Origin of the sequence: Luteibacter sp. (genome assembly GCF_051958795.1) — a bacterium.
Classification (GTDB): Bacteria; Pseudomonadota; Gammaproteobacteria; order Xanthomonadales; family Rhodanobacteraceae; genus Luteibacter.
The window spans coordinates 1-15,051 of sequence record NZ_JBQCFT010000205.1 but is presented as its reverse complement, the minus strand read 5'-3'; the positions used below and the strand labels follow the sequence as shown (position 1 = coordinate 15,051).

13 protein-coding genes, 2 tRNA genes and 2 pseudogenes are annotated in these 15,051 nt (G+C 62.7%); 12 read left to right on the top strand and 5 right to left on the bottom strand.

What is annotated here, in order from left to right; translation table 11 throughout:
- The 3 genes and pseudogenes from ACTHLF_RS10545 to ACTHLF_RS10535 all read right to left on the bottom strand — a co-directional run.
- Positions 1–306 (bottom strand): annotated as a pseudogene (locus ACTHLF_RS10545) (thiazole synthase); the annotation flags it as partial.
- Positions 307–333: 27 nt separating this feature from the next.
- A complete protein-coding gene (gene thiS, locus ACTHLF_RS10540) occupies positions 334–534 on the bottom strand; it encodes a sulfur carrier protein ThiS (RefSeq protein WP_440327232.1) in 201 nt (66 codons plus the stop codon).
- Between the two features lie 54 nt (positions 535–588).
- Positions 589–1,329, bottom strand: coding sequence for a hypothetical protein (locus ACTHLF_RS10535; RefSeq protein WP_440327230.1), 741 nt, complete (start codon positions 1,327–1,329; stop codon positions 589–591).
- Positions 1,330–1,465: 136 nt separating this feature from the next.
- Between ACTHLF_RS10535 and ACTHLF_RS10530 the strand changes: the two genes are divergently transcribed.
- The 11 genes and pseudogenes from ACTHLF_RS10530 (at position 1,466) to ACTHLF_RS10480 (ending at position 8,343) form a co-directional block, all read left to right on the top strand.
- Positions 1,466–1,539: transfer RNA gene (locus ACTHLF_RS10530), tRNA-Gly, on the top strand.
- A 176-nt stretch (positions 1,540–1,715) separates the two neighbouring features.
- A complete protein-coding gene (locus tag ACTHLF_RS10525; RefSeq protein WP_440327229.1) occupies positions 1,716–2,822 on the top strand; it encodes a hypothetical protein in 1,107 nt (368 codons plus the stop codon).
- Between the two features lie 31 nt (positions 2,823–2,853).
- Positions 2,854–2,927 (top strand) — tRNA-Gly (locus ACTHLF_RS10520).
- 192 nt (positions 2,928–3,119) lie between these two features.
- A pseudogene (locus ACTHLF_RS10515) lies at positions 3,120–3,491 on the top strand (L,D-transpeptidase); the annotation flags it as partial.
- On the top strand, positions 3,488–3,811 hold the full coding sequence (locus ACTHLF_RS10510) for a hypothetical protein (RefSeq protein ID WP_440327227.1): 324 nt from the start codon (positions 3,488–3,490) through the stop codon (positions 3,809–3,811). The pseudogene ACTHLF_RS10515 and the gene ACTHLF_RS10510, both read left to right, overlap by 4 nt.
- Positions 3,812–3,879: 68 nt before the next feature.
- Positions 3,880–4,233, top strand: a complete 354-nt coding sequence (locus ACTHLF_RS10505) for a hypothetical protein (protein ID WP_440327226.1) — start codon at positions 3,880–3,882, stop codon at positions 4,231–4,233.
- Positions 4,234–4,953: 720 nt separating this feature from the next.
- On the top strand, positions 4,954–5,256 hold the full coding sequence (locus ACTHLF_RS10500; protein ID WP_440327224.1) for a hypothetical protein: 303 nt from the start codon (positions 4,954–4,956) through the stop codon (positions 5,254–5,256).
- A gap of 75 nt (positions 5,257–5,331) precedes the next feature.
- Positions 5,332–6,051: a MotA/TolQ/ExbB proton channel family protein gene (locus ACTHLF_RS10495; RefSeq protein ID WP_440327222.1), complete on the top strand. Its 720-nt coding sequence runs from the start codon at positions 5,332–5,334 to the stop codon at positions 6,049–6,051.
- Entirely contained in the window at positions 6,048–6,470 is a 423-nt protein-coding gene (locus tag ACTHLF_RS10490; RefSeq protein ID WP_440327220.1) for an ExbD/TolR family protein, read from the top strand. Before ACTHLF_RS10495 ends, ACTHLF_RS10490 begins: the two co-directional genes overlap by 4 nt.
- A gap of 1 nt (position 6,471) precedes the next feature.
- On the top strand, positions 6,472–7,758 hold the full coding sequence (locus ACTHLF_RS10485; RefSeq protein WP_440327218.1) for a hypothetical protein: 1,287 nt from the start codon (positions 6,472–6,474) through the stop codon (positions 7,756–7,758).
- 123 nt (positions 7,759–7,881) lie between these two features.
- Positions 7,882–8,343 carry a YccF domain-containing protein gene (locus ACTHLF_RS10480; RefSeq protein WP_440327217.1) on the top strand — a complete coding sequence of 154 codons (462 nt, stop codon included), beginning with the start codon at positions 7,882–7,884 and terminating at the stop codon, positions 8,341–8,343.
- A gap of 100 nt (positions 8,344–8,443) precedes the next feature.
- On the opposite strand, the gene ACTHLF_RS10475 is transcribed toward ACTHLF_RS10480, so the two are convergent.
- Positions 8,444–10,195: a peptide-N4-asparagine amidase gene (locus ACTHLF_RS10475; RefSeq protein WP_440327216.1), complete on the bottom strand. Its 1,752-nt coding sequence runs from the start codon at positions 10,193–10,195 to the stop codon at positions 8,444–8,446.
- Positions 10,196–10,438: 243 nt separating this feature from the next.
- On the opposite strand from ACTHLF_RS10475, the gene ACTHLF_RS10470 reads away from it, so the two are divergent.
- Positions 10,439–11,500: a hypothetical protein gene (locus ACTHLF_RS10470; RefSeq protein ID WP_440327233.1), complete on the top strand. Its 1,062-nt coding sequence runs from the start codon at positions 10,439–10,441 to the stop codon at positions 11,498–11,500.
- Positions 11,501–11,635: 135 nt separating this feature from the next.
- Here the strand turns inward: ACTHLF_RS10470 and ACTHLF_RS10465 are convergent, their stop codons facing one another.
- Positions 11,636–14,698: a TonB-dependent receptor gene (locus tag ACTHLF_RS10465; protein ID WP_440327214.1), complete on the bottom strand. Its 3,063-nt coding sequence runs from the start codon at positions 14,696–14,698 to the stop codon at positions 11,636–11,638.
- Positions 14,699–15,051: the final 353 nt, after the last annotated feature.

Here is a 15,051-nt window from a genome sequence, read left to right as displayed (position 1 = left end):
GTCGAGCAGTTCGCGCGCGAGGCGGCAGGTGCGCACGGCATCGTCAGCGGTGTAGCAGCCGGCCGTGTTCGGCAGCAGGGTGAAGCGGTCCGGCGGCAGCGCGTCCAGCAGGTTCGGCTGGCTGGCGTCCTGGCCGATGTTGACCCGGCGGATGGCAAGGGTGACGACCTGCGCGCCGGCGGCCTCGGTAGCCTGGCGGGTTTCGTCGAAATCCTTGTACTTGCCGGTGCCGGTGAGCAGGCGCGAGTGGAACGTACGGCCGGCAACGATGAGGGGATCATCACCAGCGGGGGAAAAGTGGTTCATGCGGGGTCTTCCGTCGAGGGGCGCGGCTCAGCCGCCGCCGATGGCATGGACGATCTCCACCTTGTCGCCCTCGGCGAGCAGGTGGCTGGCGTGCGCGCTGCGCGGCACGATCTCGAGGTTCACCTCCACCGCCACCCGCTTGCCGGCATAGCCAGCCGAATCGAGCAGGGAGGTGACCGAGGTGCCGGGCGCGCAATCGCGCGCTTCGCCGTTAAGGGTGATCTGCATCCGCCCATTGTAGCCGCAGGGCTGGCCGCGGGCCCACGGCCGGGCCCGTACCAGTCAGCGGTTGCGGATCGGCACGCTGCCACCGCGCGGGATCTGCGGCGGCGGGCCCGAGCCGGGCTGCTGGTACAGCGGCACGCTGCTCTGGCCGGCGCCCGGGTTGTACGGGCGCGGCGGCGGTTCGTTGATGCTGGGGCGCGGGCCGTTGGGGTTGTTGAACCCGGTGTTGTAGCCGGTGTTGCTCCAGCCGCCACGGTCGCGGTCGTGGTCGTGGCGGTTGTCGTTGTTGTCGCGGACCGGGGCTACGTTGAAGCGGTTGTCCCGATTCGGGTTGGACTGGCCACCCACGACGACCGTGTTACCCGGGTTGGGCCTGCCGCCATGGTCTCCGTTACCGCCGTGGCCGTGGTCGCCTTCGTGCCAGCCACCGCCGCCGGGGCGGCCGTGGCCCGGATAGCCGTTCCCGGGATAACCGTTGCCCGGGTAGTTACCGCCGTAGGGCGGGGCGCCGACGTAGTAACCACCATCGACGTAGCCCCCCTCCACATAGCCGCCGCCGACCTGGCTGCTGGACGACTCGTAGCTGCCGGTGCTCACGTGGCCGCCGACGTAAAGCCGTGCCGGCGTCGGCAGGGTGCCGGTGCTGACCGTCTCGCGGCGCTCCGGGGCCCCAGGCCCTGAGATGTAACTCACGCCCGGCTTCGGCATGTTGGCGGTAGACACCGTGCGCGACTGCGCCAGCGCCGACCCGGCACTGAGCGTTAGCACGACGGCAAGCGACAACGTGGCAAAGCGCATGGCGGCGGTCCTCGTAAGAATTCCCCGACCTGATTATGCGCCGCGGCCCGACCGCCCGCAGGGCACGGATCCGGCCCGTTCAGGCAGCCGCCACCTTTCCCCTGGCCGCCATGTCGTTTAACATCCGGGGCCTGATGCGGGTGTAGCTCAATGGTAGAGCTGTAGCTTCCCAAGCTACTGACGAGGGTTCGATTCCCTTCACCCGCTCCAGCTTTCCGCCCGTCGCGTTCGACACGCGCTTTTTGATGGACGGCGCGGTCTAACCCGCTGATTGACTCCCTCGCCTCTGCTCTCGATGCCGCTTGCTCGGCTTGACGCCGCTGCGACTTATGCAGAATTATGGCGCTTTCCATAATTATGGCATTGGCCATAAACATGCATAAGCCATGTCCGTCAACTTTGATCTCCCCTACTTCCCGCGCGATGGCCTGCTTCAGGAGGTCTTGCGGGTCTTCGAAAGCGGCTTGAAGCAGGGGGTGACGCTTTTTGCACCCCGGCGCCAGGGCAAAACGTCGTTCGTAAAGCACGAACTACTCCCAGCTGCCCACGAGTTTGGCTGGAGGTCGTATTACGTCGACCTATGGAAGCGGCGCGGTGAGCCGGAGCTAGCTCTGGTAGAAGCCCTGGAGGCGTTCGCTAATCATCGCGGTTTGCGGCAGAGGCTTCGCCTTAAGGAGGTCAAGAGCAAGGCGAAGGCTCCTGGTGCGGAGATCGAAGCGACGCTCGAGCCCGGCGGGCATCGGCCTGACGATAGCCTGGAAAATCGTCTTGATGCTGCCTTGTCTGCACTCGTGAAGGACGGCGTGACCTTGCTCGTGCTCGACGAAGTGCAATCCCTGGCCGGGGCGAAGCGGGAGGATTTCGTCGCCGCCTTGCGCACGGTGCTGCAGAAATTCCAGGGCAAGCTGCTGGTCTTCTATACCGGCTCGTCGCGCGAGCAGTTGAACGCGATGTTCCGAAAGCAACGTGCCCCGCTCTTCGCCTCGACCATGGCTGTGCAGCTGCCTGAACTGCACGACGACTTCGTCGATGATCGCCTCGCGTTCCTCGCGCAGCGATCGGTCGCCACCGTGTCGAAGCGCGAGTTCGTGCAGGCGTTTGATGACCTTGGACGTACGCCGGGGTTTTTCAACGAACTGGTCCTGCACCTGATCATCGCGGGCGATGGCGATTTGGGCAAGGCAATGAACGCCTGGCGAAAAGCACACGTCGAAGCCGGCGCGGGTGCCCAACTCGAGAGCCTGCGACCGATGGAGATGGCCGTCATGCAACTGCTTGCCATGCGTGACCACCCCAGCGTCTACAGTGCGGATGCGGCCGAATTTATTAAGCGGTCAATCGACGACGCGGAATCGGTCACGCCGGCAAAGATTCAGACGGCCATCAAGAAGCTCATGAGGCTGGACCTCGTTGCCCCGACGGGGAAGGTTGCCGGTGACTACGAGATCGATGATCGCGCGATCCTTATTCAGTTGCGGGAAGGCTTGCTTTAGCCGCGAACGACCTATACTCACACCACCTAACGCGGGTGTAGCTCAATGGTAGAGCTGTAGCTTCCCAAGCTACTGACGAGGGTTCGATTCCCTTCACCCGCTCCAGCTTTCCTCAGCGATCGGCACGCATGAGGCAAAGGCGTCGACGCCGATGGAAGTTGGCCGGAATCGCGTGTGACCAAGGCGCGTCGCATCGCTACCTGCAAAGATCCGCATCGATAATCATGGTTAGTGACTTGTCCTTGTCGGCTTCTGACTCGCCGAACGTGAACTTCGAGCAAGGGATTTGCTGTAAAGGTAGGTGGAAACGGTCATGTCACGCCGGTCGGAACGTTCACGGCCGGCAATTGGGAAAAAGATCACACTAGCAAGTTATACGGTTCTCAAGCAGATACTGCATGGAGTAAGACACTTTTTGGAGGAAATGCATTTGGTCCCTACCAGCTGCATATCAAAGAATTGGAGAAGCGCGGGATATTTATCCACGGAACGATGGGGCCGCGATGGTCTACGACACTTTCGATTAGCGGCTTGGTGATGTCGCAGACGTCTCATGGCTGCGTCCGTATGTGCAATCGGGACAATCTAGAACTGCACGAAATCGTGCCTGAACCGGCGGGCAATCGAATTCGAATATCGAATGGTGGCGGTGGCGAGGACGAGGAATGAAACGTTGGATGATTGCTGTGTGCGTAGTGCAAGCGTTTTGCTTTCTGATAGTTCTGCTTCAGATCCTCGGATTGTGGCCGGAAAGCCTGTGGGCGACCGCTTGGCTACTCGGGCTGCCCGGGAGTGAAATTGGACAAGCGTTCGCCGAACACTTGCTCTGGCGGAAAGTGAGCGGCTGGCCGGTTGGAATGCTCGGAGCTCTATTCATGGTGGTGATCAATGTTCTTCTGGCGTTTGCGCTCGGTGCACTGACACGTTTTGTCTATCGTGCGGCGCGTCGTAGGCCGTCGTCTCAAGAATCTGAGAATTCGCGGTTTTGAGAAAGTGTTCGGTGAGGGGTCGGCAACACCGGAAAATATGGCCACCGTCGCCGCAGGGTATCAAAAAGTTGGCATCCGCACTTCGGGATACTGGGCCGAGTGCAGCACCAGCGAATGCGACGACATCAGATCAACTTGGAACGAAATATGGTGCTCCTCCATCTGTTCTGGCAGGTGTTCCCAGTGACGGAGCCAGGCTTGTTGTCGTTAACGTCACTCATCCTGATTTTTTGAGCCAAAAGGAACTGACGTGGGCTGCTGGCCACGAAATGGCGCATCTGGAACCGGGATTCAAGGATGAAATGATAAACGGCTATAAGGCATACAAATTTGAAGAGCCTGAAGAGCGATCATCTTCCGATGCGCTTCCTGGTCAGCAGGGGCTTGTCAATCCCGATCATCTGATGCAAGAGGCCTATTAGATGAGAATAGGGGTGTGTTTGCTTTTGCTGGCAACCATTGTCTTGCCGGCGTGCTCAAGGCAGGCTGCGATACGGTGGGCGACGTCGTCAGCTTATCAATTTTCGATCGCCGACAATCCGGCGGCTCATCGCTTCGACGTGAGACTTGGATCTTCAACCTCTGACGATCTGTGTATAAGTGTGCAGAGTTGGCCGACTTCGCCGAAACTGCCACTGGGTTTCGATGGGGCTATTGTCAAGGCCGGAGCCGAGGAGCATCAGTTGGTCGGCACGGGGAGCATGTATTGTCCGGGTGGGTGTGGCCACATCCGGATAGCGCCAGGTGGCAGCGTAGATGGTTCGATACCCTACGATGCCTTCGAGGATCCGAAGTCGATAGAGGTCGACTCGCACAGACAGCTCATATTTTCAGTCCATCCGACAGTTTGTGCACGATAATCGCGAGGTTAGACCGGGGGTTATGACGAGTGCGATGGATATCTCCGGCGAGTGTCAGGCTGGCGCAAGCCGAACCTCGCTCTGAGTGCATACGCATCGTCGCGGGATAAGAAAGCCAGCGCCGCTGGCCGAGGAAGCCGCAGACGTGCCGTCCACGCGGAAACGACACTGAATTATGGGTGGAAGTATCGGCAGAGACATCTACGCGGGCACACAATTCTTGGTGATCGACCTCCGAACGGATCTCTGGGGAGGATGGGGATCTCGCCAATGAAGCGGTGGATGCTTGTCGTATTCGGATTGCAGATTTTCTGCCTGCTGGTATTCCTGCTTCAGCTTCTAGGGTGCTGGCCGGACCGGCTATGGGCGACCGGCTGGTTGCTCGGCCTGCCCGGGAGCGAACTGGGTCAATGGACCGCTGAACGCTTGCTTTGGAAGAGGTTGAGCGGATGGCCGGTCGGATTGCTTGGCGCTTCGCTCATGGTGGTGATCAATCTCTCGCTCGCGTATGCCGCCGGCATGTCGACGCGCCTTCTTTACCGCAAGTTGTATCGACGATCCGCGTCCAAAACGCCATTGATGTGACGATCGCAAGCGATGGCCTGCCACAAGCAATAAAGCGACCTATACTCAGCCACCCCCCTGACGAACGCACCCCCTATGACCCGTCGCTTATCGGCCTGGCCTGGTGGTTTGATCATCACCCTTGCGCTTGCGTTGTCCCCGATGTCATCCGCACACGCACAGGGGTTTGATGGGGTCGGTCAGTTGAGAGAGGGCGGCGTCGCCATCGTCGTGTTGCTCGCGATGTCGGTGATCGCGCTCTGGGTGGCGATCGAACGGCTACGCAATGTGCGCAAGACGGTCGTGGTTCCCGACGGGCTGGCGCGCAGGGCGGATGGCTTGTGGCTGGAGGGCAGGATCGACGAGGCGCAGACGTTGATCGCCAGCCACCCGAGCACGCTCTCGCGCATGCTGCGCTACATGTTGGACTACCGCTCGCTCGATCTGGCGACCATCACCAAAGGGGTGGAGGACATTGCCTCCATCGAGCTTCGCGATCATTTGCGCCGCATTTACCCGCTGGCGATCATCGCGACCGTTGCGCCGATCGTAGGCCTGCTCGGCACCGTGGCAGGCATGATCGAAGCGTTCCATGCACTTGCCTTCTCCGGTCCGATTGATCCGGCGTTGCTGGCGAGCGGGATTTCAAAAGCGCTGGTCAATACGGCCGCCGGCCTTTGCGTGGCGCTTCCGGCGCTGGCCTTCTACCACGGCTTCAAATACCGCATTACTGCCTTTGGTATCGAACTGGAGCGACAGGCAGGCGCGCTCCTGCGCACCCATTTCATTCGCACGACTACCGGCGCAACACCGTGAAGATCGACCTGGGGGTCGACCAGGAGCCGGAGATCGGGCTGGTCGCCTTGATCGACTGTATTTTCTTCCTGCTGATGTTCTTCATGGTGGCGACCACCTTCAAGCAGAGCGAAGACAGCCACCGGATGCGATCCATCCCGGTCGACCTTCCCAAGGCGGCAGCGACCTTTCGCGCCGAAGAGGCGCCTTCGACGGGTATCGTCATCGCGGTAGCGCATGACGGAGGGGTTTTCATCGATGGTGTCGCGGCGACGCAGGGTCAGCTTCACGATCGTCTGCGCGATCTGGCGGCCCACGATACGCATGCGATAGTCCGCATCGACGGGGATCGTCGCGCGCAGTTCCAGGATGTCGTAAGCGTCATGGACCAGTGTGCGTTCGAGGGGCTCACCAACCTCGCGGTCCACGTTCGGAATTAGCATGGCCGCGCGACCGTCGTGGGACCCGTACCGGCCGGTTCGAAGCGAGAAACCAGGGCACGATGTGCTTTGGTCCATCCTCGCGCACGCCCTCGTGCTGGGGCTGGTGTATTACGTTTCGCAAATGCGCCCGGCGTCGGACGCCGTGCGACAGCGGGTCGAGGCGACGCGCAACGCCGCATTCCAGGCAGCAGCGGCCCAGCGCCTCAACGAGCTGGCATCGGCCGAGAGCGCACTCGCGCAGCGTTCGCATGGGCCCGCGCCGCCGCCTCTCGCGCCTGTCAAATCGGCGCAAGAGGCGCTTGAGCAGGCAAGAACGCGCTACGACGCCATGCGAGAGGAGCAGCACCGTGCTCGCGCCACCGAACTGGCGAACCGGCTTCGCATCCCGCTCGACGAGGCGCTGAAACACACCCGTGCGGACTTGCCGGCCCTGCCGAAGGCGCCGCACACGGAGGCCGAGGCACTCGCGCAATTGGCGCAACTCCAGGCGCAAGCCGCCGCGGCGGCACGCGATGCGCAGGCCGCCGCGTCCGGTGGCGCATCGCCCGGCGGGGCGGCGTCCATGGGAGCTCAGGGAGGTTCCCGGGTGCTCGGCGGGTCAGGGGCAACGGACCTGAGCCCGTTCGAGGTCGAGGCGGATCCCGCTCAGGGACCACAGAACGTCCCGCGAGGTCGCTTCTCTTCCATCCCGCCCCTCGACGCGCCCGTCCGGGCGGCAGGAGGCCGCAGTCTTGGCGCCGGCGGGACATATGCCAACCGCGTATACATCGACACGTGGTACGTCGTGGGTCCGTTCGAGGCCATCAGTGACCAGCCCCTGGAGCATTCGGAACTGCCTGAAGTGGCCGTCGACCTGGACGGAACCTATGCGGGCAAGTCCGGCCGGACGCTCAGGTGGCGCTACGTGCAGGCAAGCGAATATCCGATGTTCCTACCCGATGCCGCCGAGAGCGCCATCTACTATGGATATACCGAGCTGAGGCTCGACCGCGATATGGACGTCTGGGCCTGGATCGGTGCCGACGACGATGCGAAGGTCTGGGTGGACGATCGGCTGGTCTGGAAGGGCGGCGCGCCGGTAAAACCCTGGTTCCTGAGGGACGCCCGTTCGATGAAGCGGGAGATCGCCGATTACAACCTGAGCGAAGGCAAGGTGCGTCTGCGACTCTCCGCAGGGCGTCATCGGGTGCTCTTCAAGTTGTACAACGGCGCCGATGTCATGTTTTTTTCGCTGGTGCTCACTGGCGCAGATGAGCGCGGCACGGTCCCCACTGCCCAGCCTTGATGGGCCCTGCATAAGCGGTCGCCGCCGCACTTCGTCGGATTACCCCACGCACAGTGCCTTCCAGCACTGTTCGATCCCCGGACGCCCGACTAACGTGCCGTCGAAACCGACAGGGAGTGCCCGATGAGAACCCTCTTCAACCTGCTGTGGTTTGTGCTTGGCGGCCTGGTGATGGGCCTTGGCTGGTGGCTGGCTGGCCTGGTGGCCATGATCACCATCGTCGGCATCCCCTGGGCGCGCGCCTGCTTCGTGATCGGCCAGTTCGCCTTCTTCCCGTTCGGCAAAGAGGCCATCAGCCGGGCCGAGGTGTACGGCAGGCACGATATCGGCACGAGCGGCCTGGGCTTCATCGGCAACGTCATCTGGTTCCTGTTCGCCGGCCTCTGGCTTGCGATCGGTCACGTGATGTCGGCGATCGCCTGCTTCATCACGATCATCGGTATTCCGTTCGGCATCCAGCACCTGAAGCTCGCCGGCATCGCGCTGGCGCCGATCGGCAAGACGATCGTGAGCGTGGAGATGGCTGATGCCTCGCGCCGCTACAACGCTGACGCGGCGGTGTCGCGCATGCGTGGTGGGTTCTGATCGATTCCCTCGGGATGATGTCCCGAGGGAATCCCAGCCGTGAATGTTGCATTTTTTAGGTACTTATCGATAAGTACCTAAACTTTGCAACATACGTCGATCAAAACACCCCTGGATCCTCCACCCGCGACGTATCCGCCGACCCATCCGGATGCGTGAACCAAAGCAACCGGTTCCTGCCACCCGAGCAGCCGCCGCCATCGGTGGCTGAGGTCAACAGGCCGGCGGTGGTGACCACATCACGCCCATAGCAGCTCCCCAGGTTGTCGCTGAAGCGGAAGCTCTGGCTGCTGGCCTGGCCCGAGTGGCCGGTGACCGCATTGTCCGTGAAGGCCAGCGTATCGCTCGTGCTGATGTGGTTATCCACGTCGCTGCGGTAAAGCGTCAGCGCACCGAGCTTCTTCGCAAAGTGCCTGGTGAATCCCTGCGTGACCTGGCTGGGCGAGGACGTGATGTTCCCATCAGCGTCGAAGGCGTAAGCAAACCGGGCTGTCAGCGGGAAGTCGTACGCCACCGTGGTTGTCGTCCCGATTCCCAGCGGCCCCTGGCGCGTCTTCGTCGTGCTGTCGACCGTGGTGCGCTGGTCGATGGCCTGCACGTACTGGCTGGCATCGATTGTGAAGTCCTGCGTGTTCGCGAACGCGACGGTCTGCGCCACCTCGGTCGTGATCCGGCCGCGTGAGGTATCCACATAGCCCGCCGTACGGAACGTCCGTGACGCATTCGTCGTCACGCCACCGCTGACGACACCGTTCGCATCCGTCACCGTGTTCCCGATCGTCGCGTTCGCCGGCTGGCCCTGCAGCGTGTTCGCGGTCACCGCACCCGTTAGCTTCTTCCGGTTATGGTCCTGGTAAACGAACAGGTTCCCCGTAACAGCGAAATAGCCATGGGCCCCCGTCACTGAAACGGCGACGGTATGCGGCACTCCATCGTTGAGCAACGCCGCGAACGGCGTAAGGTCAACGCGGTAAGGCACGAAGTTCAGCGTCTGCACGCCCGGCGTCGGCCGCCACATGTACGGGTCGATACCACCGGTGAAGATCCACGGATACACCGGCGCCACGCCGACGGCCTGGCCATCGATCGACACCTGCGTCTCGCGATAGGAGCCGCCGCCGCAGCTCTGCAGCTGGTCGGCGAACTGATCCGGCACGCACGAATACCAGAACTCATCGCCACCCTGGCCCTGGGCGAACACATCCAGATAAGCGCGCTCGATATTGGTAGGCAGGCTGACGGTGCGCGACAACGTATCCGTGCCCGTGTTGAGCGTGACGGGACCACCGGCCGTGCCATCCGAGAGCGGGAACACTGCATCCGGCGCATCCATCTTGGGTGCAAGGACATTGGCGGGATAGAACACCAGGCGCGCGGAGCCACTGATGACGCCGGTATAGGTGCTGTCGACGATGTTGCCAAGGATCGCCTGGCCCGACTGCGGGTTGGCGAGCAGGCTGGCGAAGTCGCTGACATCGCGCTCCACATGCCAGCTCGGCGCGACCGTCGCCGACGGCTCCTGCGTGGTGCCGAAATAGATATTCGCGCCGCCCAGCCAGAGCGACGCCGTCCGATCGAACTGTCGCCCGGCGGTCACCGCGAAATCCGCTTCAAGCACCACCTTGGACCAGGAACGACCGCAGCCAGTCGGTGGGGCATAGGTGTACGGGTGGTTCGAGAAGTCGGTGAACTGGAAGCCGTTGAACAACGTGACGACACATGCGCGGCCAGAGGGTCGCGGAACGACCGGATCGGCCACCGCCACGTTGGGCGAGCCGGGTGTGAAGCCCGGCGCGCTGGCGGCTGAGACATCCGGCGTGGCGAACGAAAGCGGAAGAACGAACGCAGTCATCACTCGCAATAACTTGCGACCCACCCAAGGCGTGACGGCCATGGCTACCCCTCACGAAGCGTGATCCCCCTGCGCGGACGACCGTAGCACAGCGATAAGCCATAACGGCATGAAGCGCAGCCATGGACACAAACTGTGACCCGGGTGGCCAACCACGCTGATATCGAGTGCTACACCTTTTCAGGGGACTGGGAAACGAGTTCGTTCATTCAACCTTGAAGGAAGGGCAGACACATGGCTTCAATGAAGAAGTACGGGCAGAGGTATTGGGTGGGTGCATGCATGCTTGCGGCGATCGCCAGTGCAGTGCCGTTTTCACCCGTGATCGCCGCAGAGCAAACGTTCGATATCGCCGCCGCGGCACAGGCACAGGCCCTGGCATCGTGGGACCAGACGATCAAGCAACAGGCACCCGCCGTCGAAGGTTGCTTCAGCGCGTCGTACCCGAGCGTCGCATGGCACCCGGAACAGTGCGAAGCGCCACCCCCGTTCGTTTCGGTGCCACCTGAAACCAACGGCAACGGGCTGACGACCACGACGCGCAACGAGAGCGTGTTCACGGTCGGCAACGGCAATGACTTTGCCGCGCGCACGCGCAGCCTCACCCGCTCGGCGGTCGGTACGTTCCCCACCGTCACCGGCGTTACGACCGGCACCGCGGATTACTCGCTGCAGATAAACACCAATATCGGCAGCAACCCGACCACGTGCTCGCAGTTCGGCTATTCGTCGTGCCAGACGTGGGAGCAGTTCATCTATTCCACCGATAGCGATGGCAACCCCGGCAACGGGCGCACGCCGGTCGCGTTCATCCAGGACTGGTTCTTCGCGGGAAGCCAGTCACAGTACAACTCAGTCGGTTGCCCCTCGGGCTGGTTCTCGTATCCCGACCAGCTGGCCTGCTATCGCAACAGCAATGCGGTGAGCGTACCGCTGGTCGCCGTCTCCAACATCGGCACGATCAAGCTCACGGGTTCGGCAACCTCGGGCGGCGTGGATACCGTGACGTTCTCAGTAAGCGGCTCGGCGCATAGCGTTAGCCAGACGGCCACCACGCTCAACATCAACCGCATCTGGAACCAGTCGGAGTTCAATATCTTCGGCAACGGCAGCGACAACCCGGTGGTCTCGTTCAACCGCGGCTCGCATGTCACCGTGAACCTCGCGGTAAACGACGGCAGCACCAGCGCACCCACCTGCCTTGGCAATGCTGGCACCACGTTCGAGAATAACAACCTGACCCTGGGCAGCTGTTCCGCCACCGGCGGTACGACGCCGCACATCAGCTTCGTCGAGAGCAACTGATCCTGAAAAAAACGCCACCGCGTTCGGGCGGTGGCGAGGGGAGCGTTGCACGGCCCCGTTGGGCGAGGCGCAAATAGTTATGGCTACCTCCGGCACCCCATCCATGGGGTGCCGGTCAGTGCATTGCCTGTCAGATCAGAAGTCGTACGTCGCCGTCAGGCGGGCGTAACGCGGCTGCTGGTAGAACTGGCCCAGGTCGTAGTTGTTCAACACCGTCATCGGCGTATCGGATTCATACGTCGAGAAGCTGTTGAGCGGCTTACGCTCGTTGCTCACGTTGAACACCTGCAGGCCGAACGAGGCCTTGCCGTCGAAGAACGCCGGGCGGTAGGTGACCGCGAGGTCGAGCTGCTTGAACCACGGGTTGCGCTTGACGCCCGGGGGCGACGGCACGCCGTTGCAGTTGTGGTACGACGAGCCGTAACCGATCGGATCCGGATCGGCCAGGGCATTTTCGTAGCCCAGGCATTCCTTCGGCGAGCCGGAGGCCAGGCGCAGGTTACCGGAGACCATCCACTCCTCGGTGAGCGAGTAGGAGCCGTAAGCCTTCAGCTGGTGGGTGCGGTCATTCGACAGCAGGCCGTTCGCCGAACGCATCAGCTCAGCCGAATCCCAGTCCTGGGTCTTCGAGATATCGGTCTGGCCGATATCCGACTTGGTCTGGCCTTCGGTGTTGCCGTACGAGCGGGAGAACGTGTAGTCGATGCGACCCTGCCACTTGCCGTCGTACGGGTGGTCGAGGTACAGGTCCAGGGCGTAGTACGCGCGCTTCGCCTTCTGTGAGAAGCCCCAGTCTTCCTGGTTCATCTTCACTTCGGTACGGCCGCTTCCATCGAGGTTGGCGAGGCTGAACGTGTTGGTGGAGCCCGGGTTGAAGATGACGCAGCCCGGGATGTTCACCGAATCCGGATCCAGGCCTTCGCGTGCCATCTTGTCGGCGATCTTGCCCGTGTCGCACACGTCATCGATGGCGGTACGGAGCTTGCGCACCGTCACCTTGGCGCCGGTGACCCATGCAGAACCGAGCTGCTTGTCGAAGCCGAAGATCGCTTCATCCTGGTACTGGCTCTTCAGGTCGCGCGCGGCGACGGCCTGCGCGTCCACCGGCTGGCCATATTCGCCATCGGGCGAGGCCGGGCCATTAGCGCTGAGCGAGGTCAGGCCGGTCGGGCGGCCGTACTGATCGATGCCCGTGTAGTTGAAATACTCGTACGTGAGGGTCGACGGCGAAGCGCCGCGGACAGCCACGTTGTTCGGCAGCGCCAGGTAGTAGCGACCGAGGTTGCCGTAGATCTTCAGGCTGGAATCACCGAACACGTCCCAGGTGGCACCGAGGCGCGGAGCCCACTGCGCCTGGTTGTTCACGTAGGGCTTGTTCTTGTCGTTGAAATTCTTGAAGCCGTCGTTACGGATACCCACGCTGACCAGCACCTTGTCCGTGACCTGCCAGCGGTCTTCGAGGTACTGGGCGCGCTGGTCGAGCGACATGTTGGTGACCGACGAGAAGATGCGCTGGCTGACGTAGTAGCCATCGCCGCCCGGGGCACCGGCGCCCAGGGCGCCGCTGATCGGGTTGTTCGGGTTGGCCGAGTGGCCGTACTGCCAGTAATAACCGGGGCCGCTCGTGGCGATACCTTCGTTGAGGCCGCGGTAGTGCATGTTATCGATACCACCGGCGAGGTGGTGGTCGCCGACCTGCCAGTCCAGATCGATGCGGAGACCGTGGGTGCGGCTGCCCGCGCCGGGATCCTGCGTCTGGTTGGACGGATTCAGGTTGGTGATCGGGTTGCCGCCGTTGAGCGCCGGATTCTGGTTCTCCGGGAAGTTGATGTACGGCTGGCTGTCGATGTTCGGCGTCGGGTTGGCCAGGTAATCATCCGTCCAGCCCTTCGCATACGTCGCCGACAGGGTCAGGTCATCGGTGATGTACGAGGTGTACTTGGCGATCGCGAACTTCGAGGTGATCGTCGAGGTGTTGGCATCGGCGCCGGTCAGGCCGGTATGCGAGCGGGTGTCGTAGTCGTAGCCGGTGTAGACGCCACGCTGCTCATCGGTCGAGTGGATGCCAGTGACCTCGAGGATGTTGGAATCGTTGATGTTCCAGTCGAGCTTGGCGTAGTACTTCGGCAGGTTGTACTTGTAGTGGTTGGTCGCCACCGGGTTCGCTTCAACCGAGGAGGTGCTGTCGCCTTCCGACTTTTCCGCTTCCGCGGCGACGAAGAAGAACAGCTTGTCCTTGATCAGCGGGCCGCCGACATACGCGCTGTACGTCGTGGTCCACTTGGTGTTGTCCTTGTAGTCGCGGTACGGCGTACCGACCTTGCTCTCGTCCTGGTAGCCGTAGCCCGGCGGGAGCGCACGGGTACCGTAGTACTCGGTGCCCAGCGAGGAGGCGGCGAAGCGCGGCTCCCACAGCACCTGCGCACCGAAGTGCCATTCATTGGTACCGCGCTTGCCGACCTGCGAAATCACGCCACCGTCGGAACGGCCGTACTTTGCCGAATAACCGCCGGTATAGACTTCCTGCTGGTCGATCGCGCCGTACGGCAGGCCCACGCCGCCGAGCGACTTGTACGGGTCGGTCGTGTTGTAGCCGTTGATGTAGTAGGCGTTTTCCGAAGCGCCCGAGCCGCCGAACGACACGGTGCGGTAGCGGCCATTGCCCAGCGTGCTGGAGCCCGGCACGGCGCCCGGTGCGAGCAGCGCGATGGCTTCGGCGTTGCGGCCGAGCGGCAGGCGGGCGAGGGTTTCGGAGGTGACGACGGTGCGCGAGTCGACCTGCGAGGTATCGATCGGCGGGAGGGTGTTCGCGGAGACGGTCACCGACTCCAGCGCCTGGGCGTTGGCGGCCGTCGCGGCGGCGGCGACGAAGGACACATCCGTGCTGCCACCGACTTTGATGTTGACGTTCTTGCGGGAATCAACGACGGCACCGTTGTTCTTCGCATTGACCGTGTAGGAGCCGAGCGGCAGGTTGCTGATGTTGTAGCGTCCCTGCGCGTCGACCGGTACTTCGCGGCTGAAGCCGGTGGTGCCGGTGACCTGCACCGAGGTGACGGTGCCTGGCTGGACCGTACCAGCGATAGCGCCCGTGGTGGCCTGGGCGTGTACGCCCCCCGTGAGTCCCAGCCCTGCCGCGAGGGCGAGCGCCAGCGTAGACCGACGCAGCATCTGCGCCTGTGCTTGGTTGCGTAGCATTAAATTTTTCTCCCCAGATGGCCTTTCGGCCGCGAAGCGAAGGCGAAATGTGCCAACGCCAAATTCGAAGGTCTTACAAAACCCTATCGAGTAGCCCCGCAAGAACCAGAGCCCTCCAGCCCGTCATTGCGAATGAGACGTTAGAATTGTGTGCGCAATACTGTCCATCAGACTTTTTCCTATGTAGGCAGTAATAGTCATCGCAATAACTTGCGAACCAACCATGTGGGAGCGGGGGGGGGGGGGGGGGGGGGGGGGGGGGGGGGGGGGGGGGCGGCGCGCGGCCCCCCCCCCCCGCCGGCGGGGGGGGGGGGGGGGGAGGGGGGGGGGGGGGGGGGGGGGGCGGCCCGCGC

Bases quoted from the DNA above. Each gene is read 5' to 3' on its own strand.
- ACTHLF_RS10495 (WP_440327222.1), top strand. From the start codon at position 5,332: ATGACCCGTCGCTTATCGGCCTGGCCTGGTGGTTTGATCATCACCCTT.
- ACTHLF_RS10470 (WP_440327233.1), top strand. From the start codon at position 10,439: ATGAAGAAGTACGGGCAGAGGTATTGGGTGGGTGCATGCATGCTTGCG.
- ACTHLF_RS10475 (WP_440327216.1), bottom strand. From the start codon at position 10,195: ATGACTGCGTTCGTTCTTCCGCTTTCGTTCGCCACGCCGGATGTCTCA.
- ACTHLF_RS10465 (WP_440327214.1), bottom strand. From the start codon at position 14,698: ATGCTACGCAACCAAGCACAGGCGCAGATGCTGCGTCGGTCTACGCTG.
- ACTHLF_RS10485 (WP_440327218.1), top strand. From the start codon at position 6,472: ATGGCCGCGCGACCGTCGTGGGACCCGTACCGGCCGGTTCGAAGCGAG.
- ACTHLF_RS10510 (WP_440327227.1), top strand. From the start codon at position 3,488: ATGAAACGTTGGATGATTGCTGTGTGCGTAGTGCAAGCGTTTTGCTTT.
- thiS (WP_440327232.1), bottom strand. From the start codon at position 534: ATGCAGATCACCCTTAACGGCGAAGCGCGCGATTGCGCGCCCGGCACC.
- ACTHLF_RS10535 (WP_440327230.1), bottom strand. From the start codon at position 1,329: ATGCGCTTTGCCACGTTGTCGCTTGCCGTCGTGCTAACGCTCAGTGCC.
- ACTHLF_RS10500 (WP_440327224.1), top strand. From the start codon at position 4,954: ATGCTTGTCGTATTCGGATTGCAGATTTTCTGCCTGCTGGTATTCCTG.
- ACTHLF_RS10480 (WP_440327217.1), top strand. From the start codon at position 7,882: ATGAGAACCCTCTTCAACCTGCTGTGGTTTGTGCTTGGCGGCCTGGTG.
- ACTHLF_RS10525 (WP_440327229.1), top strand. From the start codon at position 1,716: ATGTCCGTCAACTTTGATCTCCCCTACTTCCCGCGCGATGGCCTGCTT.